Here is a 20,284-nt window from a genome sequence, read left to right on the forward strand (position 1 = left end):
CGCGGCGGCCGGGTCGGCGGCCGCCGCGGCCGGGGCCGTGGAGGACGGCGACGCCGCCGCCGCTCTGGTGGTCCCCGCCGGGTTCGGCGACTCGCTGGCCGGCGACCGGCCGCTCTCCCTGCGGGTGGTGGCCGACGCCGAGCAGCGCATCGGCGAGGCGATCGCCACCGCCGTGGCCGAGGGGTTCGCCGCGCAGGTGGACGCGGCGCGGCTCGGCGTGCGGACGGCGATCGCCGCCGACCCCGGCGCCGCCGACGACCTCGCCGCGCTGGCCGCCCGCGCCGCCGCCGTCCGCCTGCCCGTCGAGGTGGCCGACGCGGGGTTCGACGGCGGCTTCGACCCGGCCGCCTACTTCGGCCCGTCGATGGCCATCCTCTTCCTGTTCCTGAGCGTCGGGCAGGGGGCGAGGAGCCTGCTCGTCGAGCAGCGGGAGGGGACCCTCGCCCGGGTGCGGACCAGCCCGGTGCCCTTCGCCGCCGTGCTGCTCGGCAAGTCCGGCGCCGTCGTCGCGACCGGCCTCGTCACCTTGCTCGTCATGTGGGGGGTCACCGGGCTCGCGCTCGGTGCCGACTGGGGCGACCCGGTCGCCGTGCTGGTGCTGATCGTCGCCTCGGTGCTCGCCGTCGCCGGGATCGGGGCGCTGGTCGCCGGCCTGGCCAGGACCGACGCCCAGGCCGAGGGGTGGACGGCGGTCGTCACGTTCACCCTCGCCCTGCTCGGCGGCAACTTCATCACCCCGGGCGCCCTGCCCGACGCCCTGCGCCGGCTGTCGCTGCTGACGCCCAACGGGTGGGCGCTGCGGGGGTTCACCGAGCTGTCGGCGGGGCGGGGCGACCTGGCCGACGTGCTGCCGGCGGTCGCCGTCCTGGCCGCGACCGCGCTCGTCACCGGCGCGGCCGGCGTGCACCTGCTGGCGAGGCGGCTCGGGGCGTGACCGCCGTCCTCGCCATCTGCGCCAACGAGCTGCGGCGGGTGGTGCGCGACCGCACCGCGGCGTTCTTCGTGGCCGTCCTGCCCGTCGTGATCATGATCGTGATCGGCACGACGTTCGGCGCCGTGTCGAGCGACCTGCCCGTCGGCGTCGTCGACCTCGACGGGAGCGCGGCGTCCCGGGAGCTCGCCGCCGCCCTCGACCGGTCGCCCGCCCTCGACGTCGCCGCCTACGGCGACGAGGACGACCTGCGCACCGACGTCCGCACCGGCCGGGTGGAGGGCGGGGTCGTCGTCCCCGCCGGCTACGGCGCCGCCCTCGAGGGCGGGACGACGGCCGCCGTCGGCCTCCTCACCGACCCCGGCGGGGCGACGGCCACGCCCATCCGCTCGGCGGTGACCGGGGCGGTCGGCGGGCAGGCCAGGGTCCAAGCGGCGGCCACGTTCGCGGCCGAGGCGACCGGCGGCGACCGGGCCGCGCTGGTCGACGTGGCGGCCGCGGAGGCCGACGGCCTGGCGCCGGTGGCCGTCGCCGTCGAGCGGATCGGCGACCCGGGGCGGGGCGACCTCAGCCCGTTCTCCTACACGGCGCCGTCGAACCTCGTGCTGTTCCTGTTCGTGAACTCGCTGACCGTCGGGGCCGTGCTGGCCACCGACCGCCGGAACGGGATCACCCGCCGGCTGCTCGTCACCCCCCACCCGGCGTCGACGATCGTCGCCGGCGTGGGCCTGGCCAAGTTCGCGTTCGCGCTGGTCCAGGGCGGGCTGATCCTCGCCGTCGGCCTGCTGTTCGACGTCGACTGGGGCGACCCGGTCGCCGTCGTGCTCCTCACCGTCGTGTTCGCCGTGGTGAGCACGGCCGTCGGCCTGCTGGTCGGCGCGACGGCCCGCTCGGCCGACACCGCCCAGTCGATCGCCGTCCCCGTCGCCATCGGCATGGCCATGCTCGGCGGCTGCATGTGGCCGCTCGACCTCGTGCCGCCGGTGATGCGGGTGATCGGCCACGCCGTCCCCCACGCCTGGGCCATGGACGGCTGGACCGACCTGGTGCTCGACGGCGAGGGCCTCGGGGCCGTCGCCGTCGAGCTGGCCGTGCTGAGCGGCTACGCCGCCGTGCTGCTGGCCCTCGCCGGCTGGCGGCTGCGGGTGGCGCTCACGACGTAGCCGGCTGGCAGTAGACGAACGGGTCCTCGGCCGGCGCGCCGGGCGGGGTCTCGCCGGTGAGGATCGGGTTGTCGGGCAGCACGGGGGCGATCTCGTTCCAGTACAGCTGGCGCTCGGTGACGATCACCGTCTGGAACTCGCAGAATCCGGGGGCCTTGGTCCTCGCCACCCCGGGCAGGCCCAGGTCGGCGAGGGCGGCCGGGATGACGCCCTTGGCCGGGTCGGCGGTCAGGTCGCCCCAGCCGATCTGGAGCCACGGGGCGACCGGGTTGATCGGCAGGCCGACCAGGTCGAACACGGCCTCCACCGGGTCGTAGGCGAGGCTGTCGGGCACCCAGGCGGCCTCCTCCAGCGCCCGGCGGAGGCGCCAGTTGGTGATGGCCTGGCCGTCGCCGGCCGCCATCACCGGCGTGCCGTCGACGGTCGTGATCCCGCCGGCGTGGCCGAGGGCGCGCCTGGCCTCGAGGAGGGCGAGGGACGCCACCCCGGCGGCCCGCGGCGTCGAGAAGCTGGTGCCGCCGACCGAGGTGAAGCCGGCCTCGCAGTCCATGCAGTAGGGCAGGTCCTGGGTGAAGTCCGAGACGAAGTCCGGGAAGTTGCCGGAGAGCAGGGAGTCGCCCTCGGAGGAGTGCTCCTCGATGCCCGACACCCCGATGCTCCACCACGGGCCGGCGCCGGCCCGCAGCGGCGTCATGCCCGGCCCGTTGCCGCCCGAGCTGAAGTGCAGCTTGCCGCGGTTCACGACGCCGTCGTAGGTGTGCTCGAAGGCCCGGTACTCGGGGAGCGGGAAGCCGGTGTTCGGGATCGACACGCCGTAGCTGGTCGACACGACGTCGACGGCCGGGTGCTCGAAGGCGAAGCGGTGCGACGCCTCGCTGCCGAGGGCCGACGCCTGCTCGACGAACAGCAGGACGGCGTCGGGGTTGGCGGCCAGCACGGCGGCGCTGGTGCCGACGCCGTGGGCCTCCTTCGACGTGTCCGGCCGCAGCACCACGTCGCCGGGCGGGGCGAAGGACGTGGCCACGATGTTCGTGCCCCTGAAGTGGTACAGCTCGCCGGGCTGGACCCGGTCCCAGAAGGCGGCGTCGGCGGCCAGGTCGGCGGCCAGGTTGCCGGTCCTCGTCAGCTCGACCACGTTCTCGGGCTTGACGCCCAGCTCGTCGAGCACCTCCTGGGTGACGGCCGAGGGATGGCCGTCGGGGTAGTAGACGCTGCCGGCGTAGAAGGCCGCGTGGTACGGGTTGATGCCCGAGTCGAGGACGGCGACGACCACCCGCGGGCGGCCGGGGCCGGAGGCGATCGGCGGGATCGGCCCGTAGTCGGCCCGGGTGGCGCGGGTGACCGCGCCGGTGAGGGTGAACGTCGCCCCCGCCGTCCTCGTCTCCCTGACGATCAGCGTGTACTCGCCGGGGACGGGGTCGACGAAGCTGACCTCCTGGTAGTTCGTGTTGACGTACGAGCCGGCCAGCACCTGGCCGCTCGGGGCCCGCACGTCGAGGGTGAAGTAGTCGACGAAGGCCTGCGGCCAGGCGAGGCGGACGTCGAGGGTCGAGTAGTCGGCGTAGCGGTCGGACAGGGTGAGCACGTAGCGGTGCTCCAACTGGCCGCCAACGGTCTGGCCCACGCCCTGGAAGTCGGCGCCGGGGCCGATCGGCGGGGCCTGCACGGTGACGCCGCTCGTCCCGCTGACCGAGAAGACCTGCGTGGTGGCGTCGGGGGCGGGCTCGGGCGACGGCACGTCGCAGGCGTCGCCGGCGCCGTCGCCGTCGGTGTCGATCTGGGACGGGTTGAACACGGCCGCGCAGTTGTCGGCGGCGTCGTCGACCCCGTCGAGGTCGCCGTCCACGGCCGTCTCGGCGATCGTGACGGTGGCGACGCCCGTGTAGGAGGTCTGGACGTTGAGGAAGCCGTAGGTCCTGGCCGAGTAGTCGCCGGCCGCCGGGCGCTCGTAGGTGATCGTCTCGGACGGCGTGCCGGTCGTGGTGTTGCCGGTCTCGGCCACGGCCGTCTGCCCGTCGGGGCCGGTGACGGCGAGGTCGAGGTCCTCGACCGGGTTGGTCCACTGGACCCGGACCGTCATCGACGCCGGCTCGCAGCCGTCGGGCACCGAGAACGCCTCGGTGTCGGCCGCGCCGGTGACGACCAGCGCGGTCGTGCCGACCGTGCCGCTCCACTGGTGGACGACGTGGTCGCCGGGGCCGAGCGGGCAGGCCGGGGTGGCCAGGCGGGCCGGGGCGATCGGGTCGACGATCTTGCCGTTGGCCCTGCCGTCGGCGTCGCCGGCCCCGCCGTCGACCAGCCGGACGGCCACGCGGGTGCCGGTGAGCGACGCCGGGAACGGCCCGCAGCCGGTGGCCGGGAGGCACTTGACGACCGAGTCGACGGCGGCCGACGCGGGGACGTCCAGGGTCAACGTGGCCGTGCCGCCCCTCGCCACCTGGGCGATCTCGACGCCGAGGAAGCCGACCGGGTACTCGTGGGTGGCCGGCGCGTCGGCCGGCGGGGCGACCAGCCGGATCGACCGGAACCGGCCCGTGCTGGTCGTGACCGTGAGCGGTCCCTCCAGGGTGGACAGGACGATGCGGTCCCCGTCGGGGCGGGACGCCGCGGAGGTTTCCGCGGCGGCCGCCTGAGGGACGATGAGGGCGACGGCGAGCGTCGCGAGGAGGAGTGCCCGGCGCATCCCTCCGTCTTCGCCGCGCCGTCCCCTATCTCCTGCCCGCGTCGGCGAGGCGGTCGCGCACGGCCTGGGCCCGGTCGTCGGCCGCCATCCACCTGGCCAGCACGACGCCGCCGGCCACGAGCCCGAGCAGGTCGCCGGTCCCCCACAGCACCGCCGCGCCTGCCCGCTGGTCGGCGAGGGACCAGGTGCCGTCGCCGAGCGGGGCCGACAGGCCGAGCAGGGCGAGGCCGAGCACGGCGTGGACGGGCACGAGCAGCAGCAGCGACAGCATCCTCGCCGGGTGGGGCAGCCGGCGGCGGACGGGGTCGGTCCCGACCAGGGGCCAGAAGAACAGGCAGCCGGCGGCCAGGAAGTGGAGGTGGACGGCGGCGTGGACGAGGTCGTTGCGCAGCGACAGCCCGAACACGGGCGTGAGGTAGAGGGCGAACAGGGTGCCGCCGAACAGCGCCCAGCCGACGGCGGGATGGGTGAGGGCGCCGGCGGCCGGGTGGTCGACGACCCGGAGCAGCGCCGAGCGGGTCGGGCGGGCGGCGGCCTGGAGCGCGAGCGTGACGGGGGCGCCGAGGGCGAGGAGCAGCGGGGCGACCATCCCGAGCAGCACGTGCTGGACGGCGTGGGCGCTGAACCGCACGGTGTCGACCCTGGCCAGCCCCGACGACGTGGCGATCGTGAGGGCGAGCAGGCCGGCCGCGAACGCCGCCGTCCTGGCCGCCGGCCACCGCCGCCCCCGCGCCCCGAGGCGGCGCACGCCGAGCCCGTAGAGCAGGGCCGCCAGGGCGGTGACGGCGAGCATGGTGGGGTCGGGCGCCGGCGCCTCGAGCATCACCGGCGACGGTACCGGCCCGCTTGGGTTCCGCTCCTGCCCCGGTGGTAGACCGACCCGCATGACCGCGGCGACGGCCGGCGTGCGCACCGAGCGGCGACCGTCGATCCTCGGCGTGGGGACCGTCGTCTGGCTGACGTCGGAGCTGATGTTCTTCGCCGGGCTGTTCGCCGCCTACTTCACCCTCCGCTCGGCCAACGCCACCTGGCCGCCCGCCGACGTCGAGCTCGACACCCTGCGGACCGGCCTCGCCACCGCCGTCCTCGTCGGCTCGTCGTTCACCATGCACCTCGGCGTGCGGGCCGCCGAGCACGGCGACCGCCGGGCGGCGGTGCGCTGGGTGCTCGTGACCGCGGGCCTCGGGGTGCTGTTCCTCGCCAACCAGGCCGCCGAGTACGCGGCCGCCACCTTCCAGATCGAGAGCCACGCGTACGGCTCCATCTTCTTCCTGATGACCGGCTTCCACGGCCTCCACGTGATCGGCGGCGTGGTGCTGATGCTCGTCGCCGTGGGCGTGGTCGCCGGCCGGTCGAGGGCCCCGACGGCCGACGTGGTCGGCGTGACCGCCTACTACTGGCACTTCGTCGACGTCGTCTGGGTCGCCATGTTCACGACGATCTACCTCGTCCGGTGAGGCCGTCGCTGGCCGCCGCCCTCGTCACCCTGGCGGCCACGTCGTGCCTCGTGGCCCTCCGGCCCGTCGAGGCCCAGACGGGCCGGGTGACCGAGGACGTCGAGGGCGGCCGCCAGCTGTTCCTGGAGGGGTGCGCCAGCTGCCACGGGGCCGACGGGCGGGGGGTGGACGAGCCGGACGGCGACGTCCGCGGGCCGTCGCTCGAGGACGCCGGCGAGGCGCTCGCCTACTACTACCTGAGCACCGGACGGATGCCGCTGGCCAACGCCGAGGAGGTGGCGGTCCGCAAGGAGCCGGCCTACGACGACGACCAGATCCGCCAGCTCGTCGCCTACGTCGGCACCCTGGGCGACGGCCCGGCCCTGCCCGTCCTGCCCGAGGAGGGCACCCTGCCGGCCGGCGGGGAGCTGTACCGGGGCAACTGCGCGCCGTGCCACAGCGCCGGCGGGATCGGCGGCCCGCTCAGCTACGGGCAGGCGGCGCCCAGCCTGCGCCCGGCGGAGCCGCTCGAGATCGCGTCGGCCATCCGCAGCGGCCCCGGCGAGATGCCCCGCTTCGGCGAGGACGTGCTGAGCGACCAGGACGTCGCCGACATCGTCGAGCACGTCACCGACCTCGGCGACCAGGACGACCAGGGCGGGCTGTCCCTCGGCGGCGTCGGCCCCGTGGCCGAGGGGTTCGTGATCTGGGTGTTCGGCATCGGCGGGGTGCTCGCCCTCGCCTTCTGGATCGGCCGGAAGGGGCGGCCGTCGTGACCCGGGCCCGGCGGCCGAAGGCGTCGCCCGGCGAGCGGGCGACGGCGCTGTGCTTCGGAGCCAGCATCCTCGCCGCCCTCGGCCTCGCCGTCGTCTACATCAGGGGCGGGCAGACCCAGCTCGAGGGCCTCCTGCTCGGCGTGGCCATCGGCGGCATCGGCCTCGGCGTCGTCATCTGGGCCAAGGCGTTCATGCCCGACGAGGAGGTGGAGGAGGACCGGCACGCGCCCCCGTCCTCCGAGGACGCGTTCGAGGCGCTGGCCGCCGACTTCGAGTACGCCGGCGGCGTCATCCAGCGCCGCCACCTGCTCGTGCGCATGGCGACCGGCGCGGTCGCGGCGCTGGGCGTCGCCCTCGTCTTCCCGATCCGCTCGCTCGGGCCCCGCCCCGGCCGGGACCTCAAGCAGACCCCCTACACCGACGGCGTCCGCCTCGTACGCGAGGACGGCACCCCGCTGCGGGCCGACGACCTCAACCTCGAGTCGGTGGTCACGGCCTGGCCGGAGGGCCACACGGAGCGTGGCGACTCCCCGACCCTCGTCCTGCGGGTCGACCCCGAGCTGCTGGACCTGCCCGAGAACCGAAGCGACTGGGCGCCCGAGGGCATCCTCGCCTACTCGAAGCTGTGCACCCACACGGGCTGCCCGGTCGGGCTGTACCAGACCGACGAGCACCTGCTGCTGTGCCCGTGCCACCAGTCGACCTTCGACGTGCTGCGGGCCGCCGAGCCCATCTTCGGGCCGGCCGCCCGCCCGCTCCCCCAGCTGCCCATCCGGGTGAACGAGGCCGGCGAGCTGGAGGCCACGGGCGACTTCTCGGCGCCGGTCGGGCCGGGGTTCTGGGACCGGGGGAGGGACTGAGCCGGTGATGACCCGACGCATCCTGCGGTGGGTGGACGAGCGCTTCGGCGCCGCCCAGTTCACCCGCACCGCGCTGGCCAAGGTGTTCCCGGACCACTGGTCGTTCATGTTGGGCGAGATCGGCCTCTACTGCTTCCTGATCCTCGTCCTCACCGGCGTCTACCTCACGTTCTTCTTCGACCCGAGCCAGACCGAGACCGTGTACCAGGGGTCGTTCACGCCGCTGCGGGGCGTGCCGATGACCGACGCCTACCGGTCGGCGCTGGAGCTCAGCTTCGACGTCCGGGCCGGGATGCTCATGCGCCAGATCCACCACTGGGCGGCACTGCTGTTCGTGGCCGGCACGGCCGTCCACCTCATGCGGGTGTTCTTCACCGGCGCGTTCCGCAAGCCCAGGGAGATCAACTGGGTCATCGGCGTGGTCCTGCTGATCCTGATCATCGCCAACGGCTTCGCCGGCTACTCGCTCGTCGACGACCAGCTGTCGGGCACGGGCCTGCGCATCGCCTACTCGATCGTGCTGTCGATCCCGCTCGCCGGCACGTGGATCGCCTCGCTGTTCTTCGGCGGCGAGTTCCCGGGGCCGGACGTGATCGCCCGGATGTACGTCCTGCACATCCTGATCCTCCCGGCCGTCATCGCCGTCGCCATCCTCGCCCACCTCGCCCTGATCATCCGCCAGAAGCACACCCACTTCGGCAGCCGGCGGGCCAGGGAGGACAACGTGGTCGGCGAGCGGTTCTGGCCGTTCTACGCGTTCAAGGCGCTCGGCCTGTTCCTGCTCACGACGGCGACGCTCTGCGTGCTCGGCGGGCTCGCCCAGATCAACCCCATCTGGTTGTACGGGCCGTTCGACCCGGCCGAGGTCAGCTCCGCGTCCCAGCCCGACTGGTACATGGGCTGGCTCGACGGCGCCCTGCGGCTGTTCCCGGGCTGGGAGGTGCGGGCGTTCGGCTTCGAGGTCCCGAACCCGTTCTTCCCCGGCGTCGTGCTGGCCGGCGTGACGTTCGTGCTGCTCGCCATGTGGCCGTTCATCGAGGCCCGCAAGACCGGCGACCACGACCACCACCACGTGCTCGACCGGCCGAGGGACCGGCCGGTGCGGACCGCGCTCGGGGTGGCGACGATCACGTTCTACGGGGTGCTGTTCTTCGCCGGCGCCTCGGACGTGCTGTCGGTGACGTTCGGCCTGTCGGTGAACGCCGTGTTCTGGACGTTCCGGGTGCTGCTGTTCACCCTGCCGCCGGTCACCGCCTGGCTGGCCTACCGGCTGTGCCGGGAGCTGTCGGCCAGGGACCGGCGGGAGGCCCACCCGGTGGCGCCGCCGAGGGGCACGAGCCCGGACGCGACGGCCGCCGCGGCGGTCGCGGCGGCCGCGTCGACTACCGGCGACGGCGGCTCTCGCGTGCGTACCCCAGGGTCGACGCGGCCAGCACCAGCACGCCGGGGATGACGAACCACACGCCGAGCACGAGCCCGTTGGCCAGCAGGAACCCGGCGAAGCCCATGCCGAACGGCCAGATGCTGGCGTGCGGGAACCACGGCTCGAGCACCGCTTCGTCGCCCTCGTCGGCGGGGGCGGCGAGCCGGCGGTGCTGCACGAACAGGTAGGCGGCCGTCGACAGGAGCAGGGCGGCGGCGAGGAGCAGCATCACGGTGCCGGCGTCCTCGTAGGACGTCAGCCAGTAGACGACCCCCCAGGCCAGCACGGCGAGGCCGATGCCGCCGAAGATCAGGTACTCGGCCTTGAGCGTGACGCTGCCGCCCGCGCCGCTGCGACCGGCGGCGTGCGATCCCGAACCCGTGGCGCTCACGGGGCCGCCGCTCCGGCGTCGGCGTCCTCGGGGCCGGCCCGGTCGTCGGGCGCCGTCGGGTGGCGCAGGTCCCACACCGGCCGGTTCGAGCGGATCGGGGGCAGCGCCTCGAAGTTGTGGGGCGGGGGCGGCGACGACGTCGCCCACTCGAGGGTCTGCCCGCCCCAGGGGTCGTCGCCCACCCGGTCGCCCTTGCGCAGGGTCACCCACACGTTCCAGAGGAACGGGAGCATGGCGATGCCGGTGATCGCCGCGCCCACCGTCGAGATCTGGTTGAGCGTGGTGAACCCGTCGGCCTCGGTGTAGTCGGCCACCCGGCGCGGCATGCCGACGAGGCCGAGGACGTGCTGGACGAAGAACGTCAGGTTGAACCCGACGAACAGCAGGGCGATGTGCCAGCGGGCCAGGCCCTCCCGCAGGCGGCGCCCGGTGATCTTCGGGAACCAGTAGTAGACGCCCGCGAACAGGGCGAACACCGACCCGCCGAACAGCACGTAGTGCATGTGGGCGACGACGAAGTAGCTGTCGTGGAGGTGGAAGTCGAGGGTGGGCGAGGCCAGCATCACGCCGGTGAGGCCGCCGAGCAGGAACAGCAGCAGGAAGCAGATCGCGCACAGCATGGGCGCCTCGAACGTGAGCCGCCCGGACCACATGGTGCCGATCCAGTTGAAGAACTTGATGCCGGTGGGCACGGCGATCAGCAGCGACAGGCCGCTGAAGAACGGGAGCAGCACCCCGCCGGTGGTGAACATGTGGTGGGCCCACACGCCGACCGACAGCGAGGCGATGGCGAACGTGGCGAACACGATGCCCCGGTAGCCGAACACCGGCCGCCACGAGAACACGGCGAGGACCTCCGTGATCACCCCGAAGTAGGGCAGCACGAGGATGTACACCTCGGGGTGGCCGAAGAACCAGAACAGGTGCTGCCACAGCAGCGGCGAGCCGCCGGCGGTGGCGTCGTAGATGTGGGCGCCCAGGCGGCGGTCGGCGAAGAGCATGGCGGCCGCCGCCGTCAGCATCGGGAAGGCGATCAGCACGAGGATGCTGACGACGAGCATGTTCCAGGTGAACACCGGCATGCGGAACATCGACATGCCGGGAGCCCTGAGGGTGATGACGGTGGCGACGATGTTGACCGCGGTCAGCACGCCGGACACGCCGGTGAGGGCGATGGCCATCACCCACAGGTCGCCGCCGACCGACGGCGAGCGGACGAGGCTCGACAGCGGCGCGTAGCCCGTCCAGCCGAAGTCGGCGGCGCCGTTGGTGGGCACGAACCCGGCCAGCATCGTGATGCCGCCGAACAGGAAGAACCAGTAGGACACGGCGTTCAGCCGGGGGAAGGCCATGTCCGGCGCGCCGATGTGCAGGGGCACGAAGTAGTTCGCGAGGCCGAAGGCGAACGGCCCGAGGAACAGGAACAGCATGATGCTGCCGTGCATCGTGAACAGCTCGTTGTAGCGCTCCAGGCTCACGACCTGGAGGCCGGGCTCGGCCAGCTCGGTGCGCATGACGAGCGCGAGCGCGCCGCCGATCAGGAAGAAGGCGAACGACGTCACCATGTACGACACGCCGATGCGCTTGTGGTCGGTCGTCGTGAGCCAGCCGAGGAGGCCGCCGGCCGGCTGGACGGGGCCAGGCTCGGGCGGCTGGTCGGCGAGGTCGGGCCGGTCGGCGACGAGGGTCATGCCGCGGCCCGCTGCTCGTCGAGCCAGGCCGCGAAGTCCTCCTCGCTGACCACCCGGACGGCGAAGCTCATGCGCCAGTGGTCGAGCCCGCAGAACTCGGCGCAGCGGCCGCGGTACTCGCCCACCTCGGTGGGGGTCACCTCGATCTCGTTGTCGACCCCTTGGATGAGGTCCCGCTTCTCGAGGAAGTTCGGGACCCAGAAGCTGTGGTTGACGTCGACCGCCACCAGCTCCAGCCGGCTGGGCACGCCGACGGGCAGGACCAGCTCGGGCACGTCGTCGGGCGTGCCGGTGACGACGACGCCCTCGTCGACGTAGGTGAACTGCCACTGCCACTGGAAGCCCTCGACGAGCACGTCGACGGCCGGCTCCCCGCTGACGTCGCTCACGTCGCCCTCGGTGCGGACGGTGACGAAGAAGATGGCGGCGACGATCAGGATCGGGACGACCGAGTAGACGGCCTCGACGCGCACGTTGTGGGCGACCTGGGTGGGCAGGTCGTCGGTGCGGCGGCGGTAGCGGACGATCGACCAGAAGATCAGCGCCCACACGATCCCGCCGACGGCCATGGCCGCCCAGAACATGCCCCGCCAGACGTCGAGGATGGTCTCGCCCTCCTCGGACTTCGGCTCGGGCATGCCGAAGCGGGACGAGCAGCCGGCGAGGGCGGCGGCGAGGGCCACGGCGGCGACGGCGGGGAGCCACCGCCGCCCACCTCGTCCCCGACGTCCGCTCACGCGCTGCCTCCTGGCCCGGGTGGGGCGAACCTAGCGCGAGGGGTCGGCGGGCCCGCTACCCGGAGGCGCCGGATTCCACCTCGGGCGAGACGCCCGACCGAACGTCGCCTCCTGGTTGCCCCGGCCGCTGCTCCCGGTGTCGGACGGGCCCTCGTCGCCCCTGCTCGGTCGCGTCGGCATGCCGCCCGCTCTACCCGACGGCGGCCCGGCGATCCTCCGGTCGGGCGGCGGCCGGGCGGGGGGCGGCCGGTCGTCCCCGTCGTCCTCGCCGGCCGGCGCCGTCCTCTACCCTCGCCGGTCGATGGACGGGAACGCCGGCCTCGCCCGCCGCCTCCACGAGCGGTGCCTGCTGCGGGGGTCGTTCACCCTGCGCTCCGGTCGGGTCAGCGACGTGTACTTCGACAAGTACCTGTTCGAGGCCGACCCGGCGCTGCTGCGGGACGTGGCCTCGGCCATGGCGCCGCTCGTGCCGGACGGGGTGGACGCGCTGGCCGGCCTGGAGCTCGGCGGCATCCCGCTCGTGACCATGCTGTCGCAGGTGACGGGCCTGCCGTCCCGGTTCGTGCGCAAGGAGGCCAAGGCCTACGGCACGGCCCGGCTGGCCGAGGGCGGCGAGGTCGACGGGCTGCGGCTGGCCGTCGTGGAGGACGTGGTGACGAGCGGCGGGCAGGTGATCGCCTCGTGCCGGGACCTGGTCGGCCGGGGCGCGACGGTGGCGGCCGTCGTGTGCGTGGTCGACCGCCAGCAGGGCGGCCCGGCCGCGCTGGCCGACGCCGGCCTGCCCCTGCGGGCCCTGTTCACGATGGCCGACCTCGAGGCGGCGGCCGCCTGAGCAGCGCGGCGCGGGTCGTGCTCGCCACCGAGCCGCCGCCGGGCGCGACGGCCGGGGGGCGGTGCTTCGTGGTCGGCGACGGCGGGGTGGCGCTGCGGGACGCCGGCCCGGGCGACGACGGCGCGCTCTACCTCGGCTCGATCGACGGCGTCGCCTGCTGGGCCGTCGACGCGGTCGACGCCGGCGGCCTCGCCGGCGCCGTCGGCCTTCGTGACCTGTACGCGCAGGTCGACCGGCCCGTGTGGGCGATGGCCGGCCGGGCCGTCCAGCTCGTCGAGTGGGCACGGACGACCCGGTTCTGCGGCCGGTGCGGGACGGCCACCGAGGCGGTGCCCGGCGAGCGGGCCAGGCGGTGCCCGGCCTGCGGGCTGCTCGCCTTCCCCCGGCTGGCCCCTGCGGTCATCGTGCTGATCGAGCGGGACGACCGGATGCTGCTGGCCAGGGGCCGGGGGTTCCCCACCCGGATGTACTCCTGCCTCGCCGGGTTCGTGGAGCCGGGCGAGACCCTGGAGGAAGCCGTCCACCGCGAGGTGGCCGAGGAGGTCGGGGTCGACGTCGCCGACGTCCGCTACTTCGGCAGCCAGCCCTGGCCGTTCCCCCACTCACTGATGATCGGGTTCACCGCCCGGTGGGCCGGCGGCGAGCTGACGCCCGACGGGACCGAGATCGTCGACGCCGGCTGGTTCGGCGTCGACGACCTCCCCCCGCTGCCGTCCCGGCTGAGCATCGCCAGGGCGCTGGTCGACGCCTGGCTCGCCGCCCGGGGCGTCCGTCCCTGACCCGGCCCGTCTCGCGTCGGCGACCGCGCGCCCGCGCCGGCGCCTTCGTCCGTCAGGCCGTCGCCCGCTCGTCCCGCAGCCCGAACCACTCGCCCTTCCCGAGCTCGCCGAGGAACACGTCCCGGTCCTCGCGGTCGGCGATGGCCGCGCCCAGGCGCTCGGCCTCGGCCAGGTGACGGCGGGCGCCCTCCGCGTCGCCGGTCGCGGCCAGGGCGCGGGCCAGCGCCTCGTGGGCGAAGGCGACGTCCCAGTCCTCGGCGAGGTCGGGGTGGGCCTCGACCAGCTCGAGGCAACGCCGGGCGTGGTGGAGGGCGACATCGGGCTGGCCGACCCGCAGCGCCGTCCGCGCGACCAGGTGCTCGGCCCTGGCCTGGTGGATCGGGGTGCCCACCTGCAGCCAGTGGTAGGCGCTGGCGTAGGCGCCGTACAGGAGGCCCTCGCGGAGGTGGGCCGGCGCGTCGGCGTCCACCTCCCCGGCGTCGAGCGCGCCCCAGGTGGCGTTGTTGAGGTGGACGGCGAACCACCGGTGCACGTCCCGCTCGTCGACCATCCGCTCGCCCACCTCCTCGAGGAGGGCGTGCCAGCCGTCGAAGCCGTGCTCCCTGGCGATGACGAGCTGGGCGTCGCGGACGCCGAACGCGGCCGGGTCGAGGTCGGGGTGGTGGGTCCTTGCCCGCTCGACGGCGTCGGCCTCGCCGGCCCTGACCGCCTGCTTCAGGTCCTTGGCCCGGCGCTTGAGCTGGGAGATGTTCGGATGGAGCGGGAGCTCGGACACGGGCGACCTCCTGTCGCGTGCTGGCCGCGTCCGCTGAGCCGGCCGGAAGGAGATCGACCGTGGCAGGGGGACGGTGTCGGGTGAGCTCGGCTCTTGCCGCGGACGAGAGGCGCCCCGACGCGCACTGGCGGCGACGATACTGCGCGCTCGCTACTGTCGCCTGACCGCATGCGAGGAGGGTGACATGGCCGAGATGACCGAGTACCAACCCGGGACGCCGTCGTGGGTCGACCTGTCCGCTCCCGACCCCGACGCCGCCGCCCGGTTCTACGGCGAGCTCCTCGGCTGGCAGGCCCACCCGTCGCCCGAGCCCGAGGCCGGCGGGTACGTGATGATGACCCTCCGGGGCCACAACGTGGCCGGCATCGGCCCGATCATGGCCGAGGGCCAGCCGCCGGCGTGGGCGACCTACGTGAGCACCGCCGACGCCGACGCCACCGCCGCCGCCGTCCGGGACGCCGGGGGCGCCGTCGTGATGGAGCCGATGGACATCATGCAGGAGGGGCGGCTGGCGATCTTCGCCGACCCCGGCGGCGCCGTGTTCGGCGTGTGGCAGCCGCGGAACCACAAGGGCGCCGGCCTCGTGAACGAGCCCGGGTCGCTGTGCTGGAACGAGCTGCTGACCCGGGACGTCGAGGGCGCGAAGACGTTCTACGGCGCGGTGTTCGGCTGGGAGTTCAACACCCAGTCGATGGGCCCCATGGACTACACGGTCGTCATGCTCGGCGACCGGGGCATCGCCGGGATGATGGACATGACCGGGCAGCTGCCCGACCAGGTCCCGCCCCACTGGGGGGTGTACTTCGCCGTGGACGACACCGACGCCACGATGGCGAAGGTCCAGGAGCTCGGCGGCAGCGTGACGGCCGGGCCGATGGACATCCCCGACGTGGGCCGCATGGCGGCGCTCGCCGACCCCCACGGCGCGGCGTTCAACGTCCTCCAGTTCCCCGCCTCCGACCAGTAGCGGCGAGTCCGCCGGCCGGGCGCCGGCGGTCGATACGGTGTCGGCGCATGGCCCGGCCGACCTCCGCTCGCGCGTCGCGGGCGGGCACATGAGCGCGCCGTCCACCAACGGCCGCGGCGCCCGGGTGCGCCGGCCGACGGCCACGGCCCGGTTCGGGTCGTCGCGCCGCGAGAGCCACGACGCGTCGGCCTTCTACGAGCGGTTCGTGGCGCCGGAGGTGTCGACCGACGCCACGGTCGTCCGGCCGTCGCAGGTCGACGTCATCCACTGCGCCGACGCCAGGGACATGGGCGCCGTCGAGTCGTCGTCGGTGGCGCTCGTGGTGACGTCGCCGCCCTACTTCGCGGGCAAGGAGTACGAGGCCGCGCTGGGCGAGAACGGCGTGCCGGCCAACTACGTCGAGTACCTGGAGCTGCTGGAGGCCGTCTTCGCCGAGTGCAAGCGGGTGCTCGAGCCGGGCGGGCGCATCGCCGTCAACGTCGCCAACCTCGGCCGGCGCCCGTACCGGTCGCTGTCGGCCGACGTCATCGACCTCCTCCAGCACCTCGGCCTGCTCCTGCGGGGCGAGGTGATCTGGGTGAAGGGCCGGGCCGCCGGCGGCTCGTGCGCGTGGGGGACGTTCCAGCGCCCGGGCAACCCGGTGCTGCGGGACGTGACCGAGCGGATCGTGATCGCCAGCAAGGGCCGCTTCGACCGCGCCCTGACGGCCCGGCAGCGCTCCGAGCGGGGGCTGCCGTCGACGGCGACGATCACCAAGGACGAGTTCCTGGAGGCGACGACCGACGTGTGGGAGATCCCGCCCGAGAGCGCCCGCCGGGTCGGCCACCCGGCGCCGTTCCCCGTCGCCCTGCCCCAGCGGCTGATCCAGCTGTACACCTACGAGGAGGACGTCGTCCTCGACCCGTTCATGGGCTCGGGCACCACGGCCGTCGCCGCCGTGCGGACCCGCCGCCACTGGATCGGCTACGACACCGACGAGTCCTACGTCGAACGAGCCCGAGCCCGCGTCGCCGAAGAGCAGGCCCGGGACTGGCAGCCGCCCGTGAGGATCCCCGCCGTCCCCGACCCGTAGCCACGCCGACGGCCACGGCCGCCTCGACCGGTGGAGACGATGGGACGGTTGCGATGTTGTCGTCGACGGGCAGTTGCCCGACGACCGCACCATCCACCACTCGCGTGCGTGCTGGGGTGAGGATGGAGGCATGACGGCGATCGAGACCGAACACGCGACGGTCGGGCTCCCCGAAGCGGCGGATCGCCTTGGCGTTCATCGAGCGACGGTGAACGATATGGTCCGCTCGGGTCGGCTTCCTGCCCATCGCGAGGGTGCGCACTGGCGGATCGACCGCAAGGCCTTGGAGCAGTTCGCCTCCACCTATGTGAAGCCGCCGAATGCTCCGGCGCGTCGGCCCCGCGGCCTCCCGACCTCCGCGCCCGCCCTACTGAAGCTCCTGGAGGAATTTGGCAGCGCCTCAGCCGCTGAGCTCGCTCCGCTCCTCGATCTGCACGAGGGGAACGTTCGCAAGCACCTCCGGCTGCTTGAGCACAGTGGCCAGGTCCGGCGGCGACCCGACGGGGAGTGGGAGGTGTCGATGAGCGGGTGAGCGCCGGGCGTGCCGCCCGGCGCTCACCCGCCCTGCGCTCACCCGACACATTCCGGCAGAGACAACAGGTTGTTCGGCTGCTCGCCGTCGTTCGCAGTCTTGAGGTACTTCCTGCCAGCGGCGCTCACGGCGACGATGACCCAGACGCGGTGGCCCGCCGGCCGCTCGACGTAGAAGTGATACCTGCCCGTCTCCACGCCGCGGATGGCGTCGTCGAGGGACAGCTTCCAGCGGGTGCCGTCGCTGTTGACTCCGCCGACCGCCTTGATGCGTTCGGCCGGGTCCAGCCGGTCCGTCTTGTTGATGCACCGGATCTGGACGGTGATGGTGGTGACTCGGCTCGACATGGACACTCCGTATTGCTCGGGGAGCCATCCCGACCCAAGATGAGAGTTCCAAGGCCAGCGAGGGTCGATCCGGCTCCGTTGGTTGTGGCGAGGGGATCCGGTTCGCGGGTCCCCCCGCCCACATCGTCCCAGAGGCGTGTGACGAAGTGGGGGACCACTCGCGCGCGCCCCGCGCGCGAGTGGTCCTCGGTTGTCCAGGACTTAGCGACGCCGCCCCAGGATCGATTGACGCCTGGCGCACCTTGAAGGCGCTAGGTCCTCATGGGCCTTGGCGGCATCAAGGCTGCCACCTCACTCGTCGACACCAGGTCTTGGCTGCGACGCAACCGTGATCGGCGTTCCACGATTCGATCGCATCAGCGAGGCAGCGTGAGATGACGTCGGAGACGACCTACTTCAGTCCCGCCACCATGCGACGCGCGACTAGCGCTTCGGTGTCCGAGCAGGCCCACACGCCAGGGGAACTCGACCTCGAGCCTACCTGGGAAGCCGGATCGTGATGCCAAAGGGTCCCGTGAGGACGATTCCTGAAAGGAACTCGGCCAATTGATCTCTCGCGTTGCCGCGTTCGTCGACGTCGGTATCAACGAGAGAAGAGCGCAAAGTGGGAGCAGGGTCGCCCTCAACGACAGCTTCCACCGCCCACTCGTCGCCGCGGCGCAGCAGCGTCGGCCTCATCTCGATCCAGCCGTCGCTGCCGATGGCCGAGATACGGTTACGCTCGGATGCGTCGTCGACGTCACACCAAAGAACTTGCAGTGCAAATCGACACGGACTGGCTCGCCTCCGTCGAAGTGATGTGTAGCGACATCCGACGGCCCGACGTTCTGTAGACGGACCGTGACGAGGTGCGGGTTGGGGACGGGGATGTCCCTGAACGTCACCTCCAAGAGGCCCGGCCTGGAGTCCGTGGGCAGGAGGGGCGCCGACTGATAGCGGAACAGCAACTTCCGCCTCCTCGTCCCCCACCTGCGCGTCGCCAGGACAGTCGCGACGCCCACGACGAGGGCCACAGCAGCCGGCACCCAGATCGAGGTCTCCACCGGTCGCAGTATGGCGCCACTAAACGTCCCGCCTTCGCGCAGCGCCCCCGCAGAAGAAATGTTGTTGCGTCATCAAGCGTGGTGGAAGATGCCGCTCAGATGTTCCTACGTAGGTCACATGAGTGTCACCACGGACTTCGACGACTTCGCAACCACTTGGACCCGGACTCGACCGGTGGAGACGATGGGAGTCGAACCCACGACCTCCTGCTTGCAAAGCAGGCGCTCTAGCCAGCTGAGCTACGTCCCCGGGGCGGACGATGGTACCGGGCGGGGGGTGCGCTTGAGGAGGTACATCGCCCGGTCGGCCTCGGCGACCAGGTCGTCGGCGTCCTGGCCGGGTTTGGCCACGGCGACGCCGATGCTGGCGTGGAGCGGGATGACGAGCGACGTGCCTTCCGCCGACCGGGCCCGAACGGGGGCGGCGAGGTCCCGCTCGACCCGCGCCCTCACCCGGCCGACGGCGTCCGGCGCGATCCCGGCGCACAGCACCACGAACTCGTCGCCGCCCAGCCGGGCCACGACGTCGTCGTCCCGCACGGCGGCGGCCAGTCGCTCGGCGACCTGGCGGAGGACCTGGTCGCCGACGCCATGGCCGAGCGTGTCGTTGATGGCCTTGAAGCCGTCGACGTCGACGTAGAACAGGACGACCTGGTTGCCGTCGCCGGACGGGTCGAGCTTGTCGAGGGCGGCGGCCAGCCGGAGGCCGAGCAGCGCCCGGTTGGCGGCGCCGGTCAGCTCGTCGTAGTGCGCCTTGCGGGTGAGGGCCGCCTCGCTGGCCCGGCGCTCGGTCACGTCGATGAACGACGTGACCACCGCGTGGGGCCGGTCCTCGCCCGGGTGGAAGAGCGGCAGCGAGTTCATCGACAGCCAGGTCATCGCCGCCCGACGGTGCCGCACGCCGACGATCACGCCGACCTGGGGCTCGCCCGTCGCCAGCGCGATCTCGGGCGGGCGCCCGCCGGCCGGCAGGGGCACCCGGCGGGTGTCGAGGAGGGCCCAGATCCGCGACCCGGACGCCAGCTCGTCGGCGGTCGCCCCGAACAGCCGCTCGGCGGCGGCGTTGGCCGACAGGAGCTCCAGGTTCGGCCCGTGGACGACCACGCCCTCCTCGAGGGCGGCGAGGACCGTCCGGTTCAGCCGCTCGCTCTCGGCCAGGCGCCACGCCGCCCGCAGCGCCTCGGTGTTGTCCCGCAGCACCCACACGAGCGTGTCGGACCCGACCCGGACGGCCCGGTAGTCGTAGCCGGCGGGCTCGTAGGTGTCGGACTCCGTCCACTCGAACACGCCCGCCGCCGGCTCCCCGGTGTCGAGCACCTCCATGCACCGGGCGAACGCGCCGTTCTCGACCAGTCCGGGCCACAGCTCGCTGCACAGTCGGCCGATGGCCGCGTCCGGGTCGGGCTGGCCGGCGCGAGCCCTCGCGTTCATGTACTCGAGGCGCATGTCGACGGCCCGGCCGGCGTCGTCCCGGACGGCGGTCGACAGCGTGACCGCATCCGGGAGGCTCTCGATCACGGAGAGTAGCTCCGACCCGCCTGACGGGCTCGTCATGGACAGAAGGATCGGCGCGAAGCGGACGAGCTTGAGCCGAAAGCGGGCGAGACCATCAGGAAATTACCAAAGTCCCACGATGCCGGTCCTCGACACTCCGGCATCGTCGACGACCACGCACCGCGTCCCCACCGGGTGCCAGGACCACCCGTCGGCATGTGCCGACGTCCCGGCGACGGTCGACTCGTTCGCGACCCCGGCGAGCAGCGCCTCCCAGCAGCGGTCGTCGGCCCATTCGCTGTCGCCGGCGACCCACGTGCCAGCCGCGACGAGCGCGGCGGCGGTGACCGCG

The 20,284-nt window shown here is 73.3% G+C and carries 20 protein-coding genes, 1 tRNA gene and 2 pseudogenes; 11 read left to right on the forward strand and 12 right to left on the reverse strand.

From position 1 onward, the window contains the following. Nucleotides 1-934: ABC transporter permease (locus VGB14_11265; protein ID HEX9993498.1), on the forward strand; the 934-nt coding region annotated here is incomplete at its 5' end. After that, nucleotides 931-2,094 carry an ABC transporter permease gene (locus VGB14_11270; protein HEX9993499.1) on the forward strand — a complete coding sequence of 388 codons (1,164 nt, stop codon included), beginning with the start codon at nt 931-933 and terminating at the stop codon, nt 2,092-2,094. The genes VGB14_11265 and VGB14_11270, both read left to right, overlap by 4 nt. Here VGB14_11270 and VGB14_11275 read toward each other — a convergent pair. The 4 genes and pseudogenes from VGB14_11275 to VGB14_11290 form a co-directional block, all read right to left on the reverse strand. Further along, complete coding sequence (locus VGB14_11275; protein HEX9993500.1) at nt 2,084-3,832, reverse strand: S8 family serine peptidase; 1,749 nt, start codon at nt 3,830-3,832, stop codon at nt 2,084-2,086. The genes VGB14_11270 and VGB14_11275 overlap by 11 nt on opposite strands. Continuing rightward, nucleotides 3,833-3,937: pseudogene (locus VGB14_11280) on the reverse strand (thrombospondin type 3 repeat-containing protein). A 396-nt stretch (nt 3,938-4,333) separates the two neighbouring features. Beyond that, a pseudogene (locus VGB14_11285) lies at nt 4,334-4,777 on the reverse strand (choice-of-anchor U domain-containing protein). A gap of 25 nt (nt 4,778-4,802) precedes the next feature. After that, the gene (locus VGB14_11290; protein ID HEX9993501.1) at nt 4,803-5,600 is read right to left on the reverse strand and encodes a cytochrome c oxidase assembly protein; all 798 of its coding nucleotides are present in this window, start codon (nt 5,598-5,600) and stop codon (nt 4,803-4,805) included. A 61-nt stretch (nt 5,601-5,661) separates the two neighbouring features. On the opposite strand from VGB14_11290, the gene VGB14_11295 reads away from it, so the two are divergent. The 4 genes from VGB14_11295 to VGB14_11310 are packed head-to-tail and all read left to right on the forward strand — an operon-like array spanning nt 5,662 to nt 9,302. Further along, a complete protein-coding gene (locus VGB14_11295; GenBank protein HEX9993502.1) occupies nt 5,662-6,234 on the forward strand; it encodes a cytochrome c oxidase subunit 3 in 573 nt (190 codons plus the stop codon). Continuing rightward, nucleotides 6,231-6,989 (forward strand): c-type cytochrome, encoded by a 759-nt coding sequence (locus VGB14_11300; GenBank protein HEX9993503.1) that lies wholly within the window; start codon nt 6,231-6,233, stop codon nt 6,987-6,989. Before VGB14_11295 ends, VGB14_11300 begins: the two co-directional genes overlap by 4 nt. Then, a complete protein-coding gene (locus VGB14_11305; GenBank protein ID HEX9993504.1) occupies nt 6,986-7,849 on the forward strand; it encodes a Rieske 2Fe-2S domain-containing protein in 864 nt (287 codons plus the stop codon). Before VGB14_11300 ends, VGB14_11305 begins: the two co-directional genes overlap by 4 nt. 7 nt (nt 7,850-7,856) lie before the next feature. Continuing rightward, the gene (locus VGB14_11310; GenBank protein HEX9993505.1) at nt 7,857-9,302 is read left to right on the forward strand and encodes a ubiquinol-cytochrome c reductase cytochrome b subunit; all 1,446 of its coding nucleotides are present in this window, start codon (nt 7,857-7,859) and stop codon (nt 9,300-9,302) included. On the opposite strand, the gene VGB14_11315 is transcribed toward VGB14_11310, so the two are convergent. Genes VGB14_11315 through coxB form a run of 3 tightly spaced genes read right to left on the reverse strand, consistent with a single transcriptional unit; the run spans nt 9,232 to nt 12,091 of the window. Continuing rightward, nucleotides 9,232-9,663 carry a cytochrome c oxidase subunit 4 gene (locus VGB14_11315; protein ID HEX9993506.1) on the reverse strand — a complete coding sequence of 144 codons (432 nt, stop codon included), beginning with the start codon at nt 9,661-9,663 and terminating at the stop codon, nt 9,232-9,234. The two genes, VGB14_11310 and VGB14_11315, sit on opposite strands and share 71 nt — an antisense overlap. After that, nucleotides 9,660-11,354 (reverse strand): cytochrome c oxidase subunit I, encoded by a 1,695-nt coding sequence (ctaD, locus tag VGB14_11320; protein HEX9993507.1) that lies wholly within the window; start codon nt 11,352-11,354, stop codon nt 9,660-9,662. The genes VGB14_11315 and ctaD overlap by 4 nt, the downstream gene beginning before the upstream one ends. Next, on the reverse strand, nt 11,351-12,091 hold the full coding sequence (gene coxB, locus VGB14_11325) for a cytochrome c oxidase subunit II (GenBank protein ID HEX9993508.1): 741 nt from the start codon (nt 12,089-12,091) through the stop codon (nt 11,351-11,353). The genes ctaD and coxB overlap by 4 nt, the downstream gene beginning before the upstream one ends. A gap of 301 nt (nt 12,092-12,392) precedes the next feature. On the opposite strand from coxB, the gene pyrE reads away from it, so the two are divergent. Beyond that, nucleotides 12,393-12,923, forward strand: a complete 531-nt coding sequence (pyrE, locus tag VGB14_11330; protein HEX9993509.1) for an orotate phosphoribosyltransferase — start codon at nt 12,393-12,395, stop codon at nt 12,921-12,923. Between the two features lie 17 nt (nt 12,924-12,940). After that, the gene (gene nudC, locus VGB14_11335) at nt 12,941-13,702 is read left to right on the forward strand and encodes an NAD(+) diphosphatase (protein HEX9993510.1); all 762 of its coding nucleotides are present in this window, start codon (nt 12,941-12,943) and stop codon (nt 13,700-13,702) included. Nucleotides 13,703-13,754: 52 nt separating this feature from the next. On the opposite strand, the gene VGB14_11340 is transcribed toward nudC, so the two are convergent. Next, nucleotides 13,755-14,477: a hypothetical protein gene (locus VGB14_11340; GenBank protein ID HEX9993511.1), complete on the reverse strand. Its 723-nt coding sequence runs from the start codon at nt 14,475-14,477 to the stop codon at nt 13,755-13,757. A gap of 184 nt (nt 14,478-14,661) precedes the next feature. Between VGB14_11340 and VGB14_11345 the strand changes: the two genes are divergently transcribed. The 3 genes from VGB14_11345 (at nt 14,662) to VGB14_11355 (ending at nt 17,048) form a co-directional block, all read left to right on the forward strand. Then, nucleotides 14,662-15,444 carry a VOC family protein gene (locus VGB14_11345; protein HEX9993512.1) on the forward strand — a complete coding sequence of 261 codons (783 nt, stop codon included), beginning with the start codon at nt 14,662-14,664 and terminating at the stop codon, nt 15,442-15,444. A gap of 88 nt (nt 15,445-15,532) precedes the next feature. After that, nucleotides 15,533-16,516 carry a site-specific DNA-methyltransferase gene (locus VGB14_11350; protein HEX9993513.1) on the forward strand — a complete coding sequence of 328 codons (984 nt, stop codon included), beginning with the start codon at nt 15,533-15,535 and terminating at the stop codon, nt 16,514-16,516. A 130-nt stretch (nt 16,517-16,646) separates the two neighbouring features. Next, nucleotides 16,647-17,048 carry a helix-turn-helix domain-containing protein gene (locus VGB14_11355; GenBank protein HEX9993514.1) on the forward strand — a complete coding sequence of 134 codons (402 nt, stop codon included), beginning with the start codon at nt 16,647-16,649 and terminating at the stop codon, nt 17,046-17,048. Between the two features lie 38 nt (nt 17,049-17,086). Here VGB14_11355 and VGB14_11360 read toward each other — a convergent pair whose 3' ends face one another. From VGB14_11360 to VGB14_11375, 4 genes are all read right to left on the reverse strand, one after another. Then, a complete protein-coding gene (locus VGB14_11360) occupies nt 17,087-17,395 on the reverse strand; it encodes a DUF3892 domain-containing protein (protein ID HEX9993515.1) in 309 nt (102 codons plus the stop codon). Between the two features lie 1,219 nt (nt 17,396-18,614). Then, nucleotides 18,615-18,688: transfer RNA gene (locus VGB14_11365), tRNA-Ala, on the reverse strand. Beyond that, nucleotides 18,679-19,956, reverse strand: a complete 1,278-nt coding sequence (locus VGB14_11370; GenBank protein HEX9993516.1) for a sensor domain-containing diguanylate cyclase — start codon at nt 19,954-19,956, stop codon at nt 18,679-18,681. Before VGB14_11370 ends, VGB14_11365 begins: the two co-directional genes overlap by 10 nt. Nucleotides 19,957-20,055: 99 nt before the next feature. Beyond that, the coding region (locus tag VGB14_11375) for a hypothetical protein (GenBank protein ID HEX9993517.1) at nt 20,056-20,284 on the reverse strand (229 nt) is incomplete at its 5' end.

This window comes from Acidimicrobiales bacterium, from assembly GCA_036399815.1.
Classification (GTDB): Bacteria; Actinomycetota; Acidimicrobiia; order Acidimicrobiales; family DASWMK01; genus DASWMK01.

What these genes read in the sequence shown, in the direction of transcription:
- VGB14_11290 (HEX9993501.1), bottom strand. Translation starts at nt 5,600, where the DNA reads ATGCTCGAGGCGCCGGCGCCCGACCCCACCATGCTCGCCGTCACCGCC.
- VGB14_11295 (HEX9993502.1), top strand. Translation starts at nt 5,662, where the DNA reads ATGACCGCGGCGACGGCCGGCGTGCGCACCGAGCGGCGACCGTCGATC.
- VGB14_11310 (HEX9993505.1), top strand. Translation starts at nt 7,857, where the DNA reads ATGACCCGACGCATCCTGCGGTGGGTGGACGAGCGCTTCGGCGCCGCC.
- ctaD (HEX9993507.1), bottom strand. Translation starts at nt 11,354, where the DNA reads ATGACCCTCGTCGCCGACCGGCCCGACCTCGCCGACCAGCCGCCCGAG.
- pyrE (HEX9993509.1), top strand. Translation starts at nt 12,393, where the DNA reads ATGGACGGGAACGCCGGCCTCGCCCGCCGCCTCCACGAGCGGTGCCTG.
- VGB14_11345 (HEX9993512.1), top strand. Translation starts at nt 14,662, where the DNA reads ATGGCCGAGATGACCGAGTACCAACCCGGGACGCCGTCGTGGGTCGAC.
- VGB14_11350 (HEX9993513.1), top strand. Translation starts at nt 15,533, where the DNA reads ATGAGCGCGCCGTCCACCAACGGCCGCGGCGCCCGGGTGCGCCGGCCG.
- VGB14_11355 (HEX9993514.1), top strand. Translation starts at nt 16,647, where the DNA reads ATGACGGCGATCGAGACCGAACACGCGACGGTCGGGCTCCCCGAAGCG.
- VGB14_11360 (HEX9993515.1), bottom strand. Translation starts at nt 17,395, where the DNA reads ATGTCGAGCCGAGTCACCACCATCACCGTCCAGATCCGGTGCATCAAC.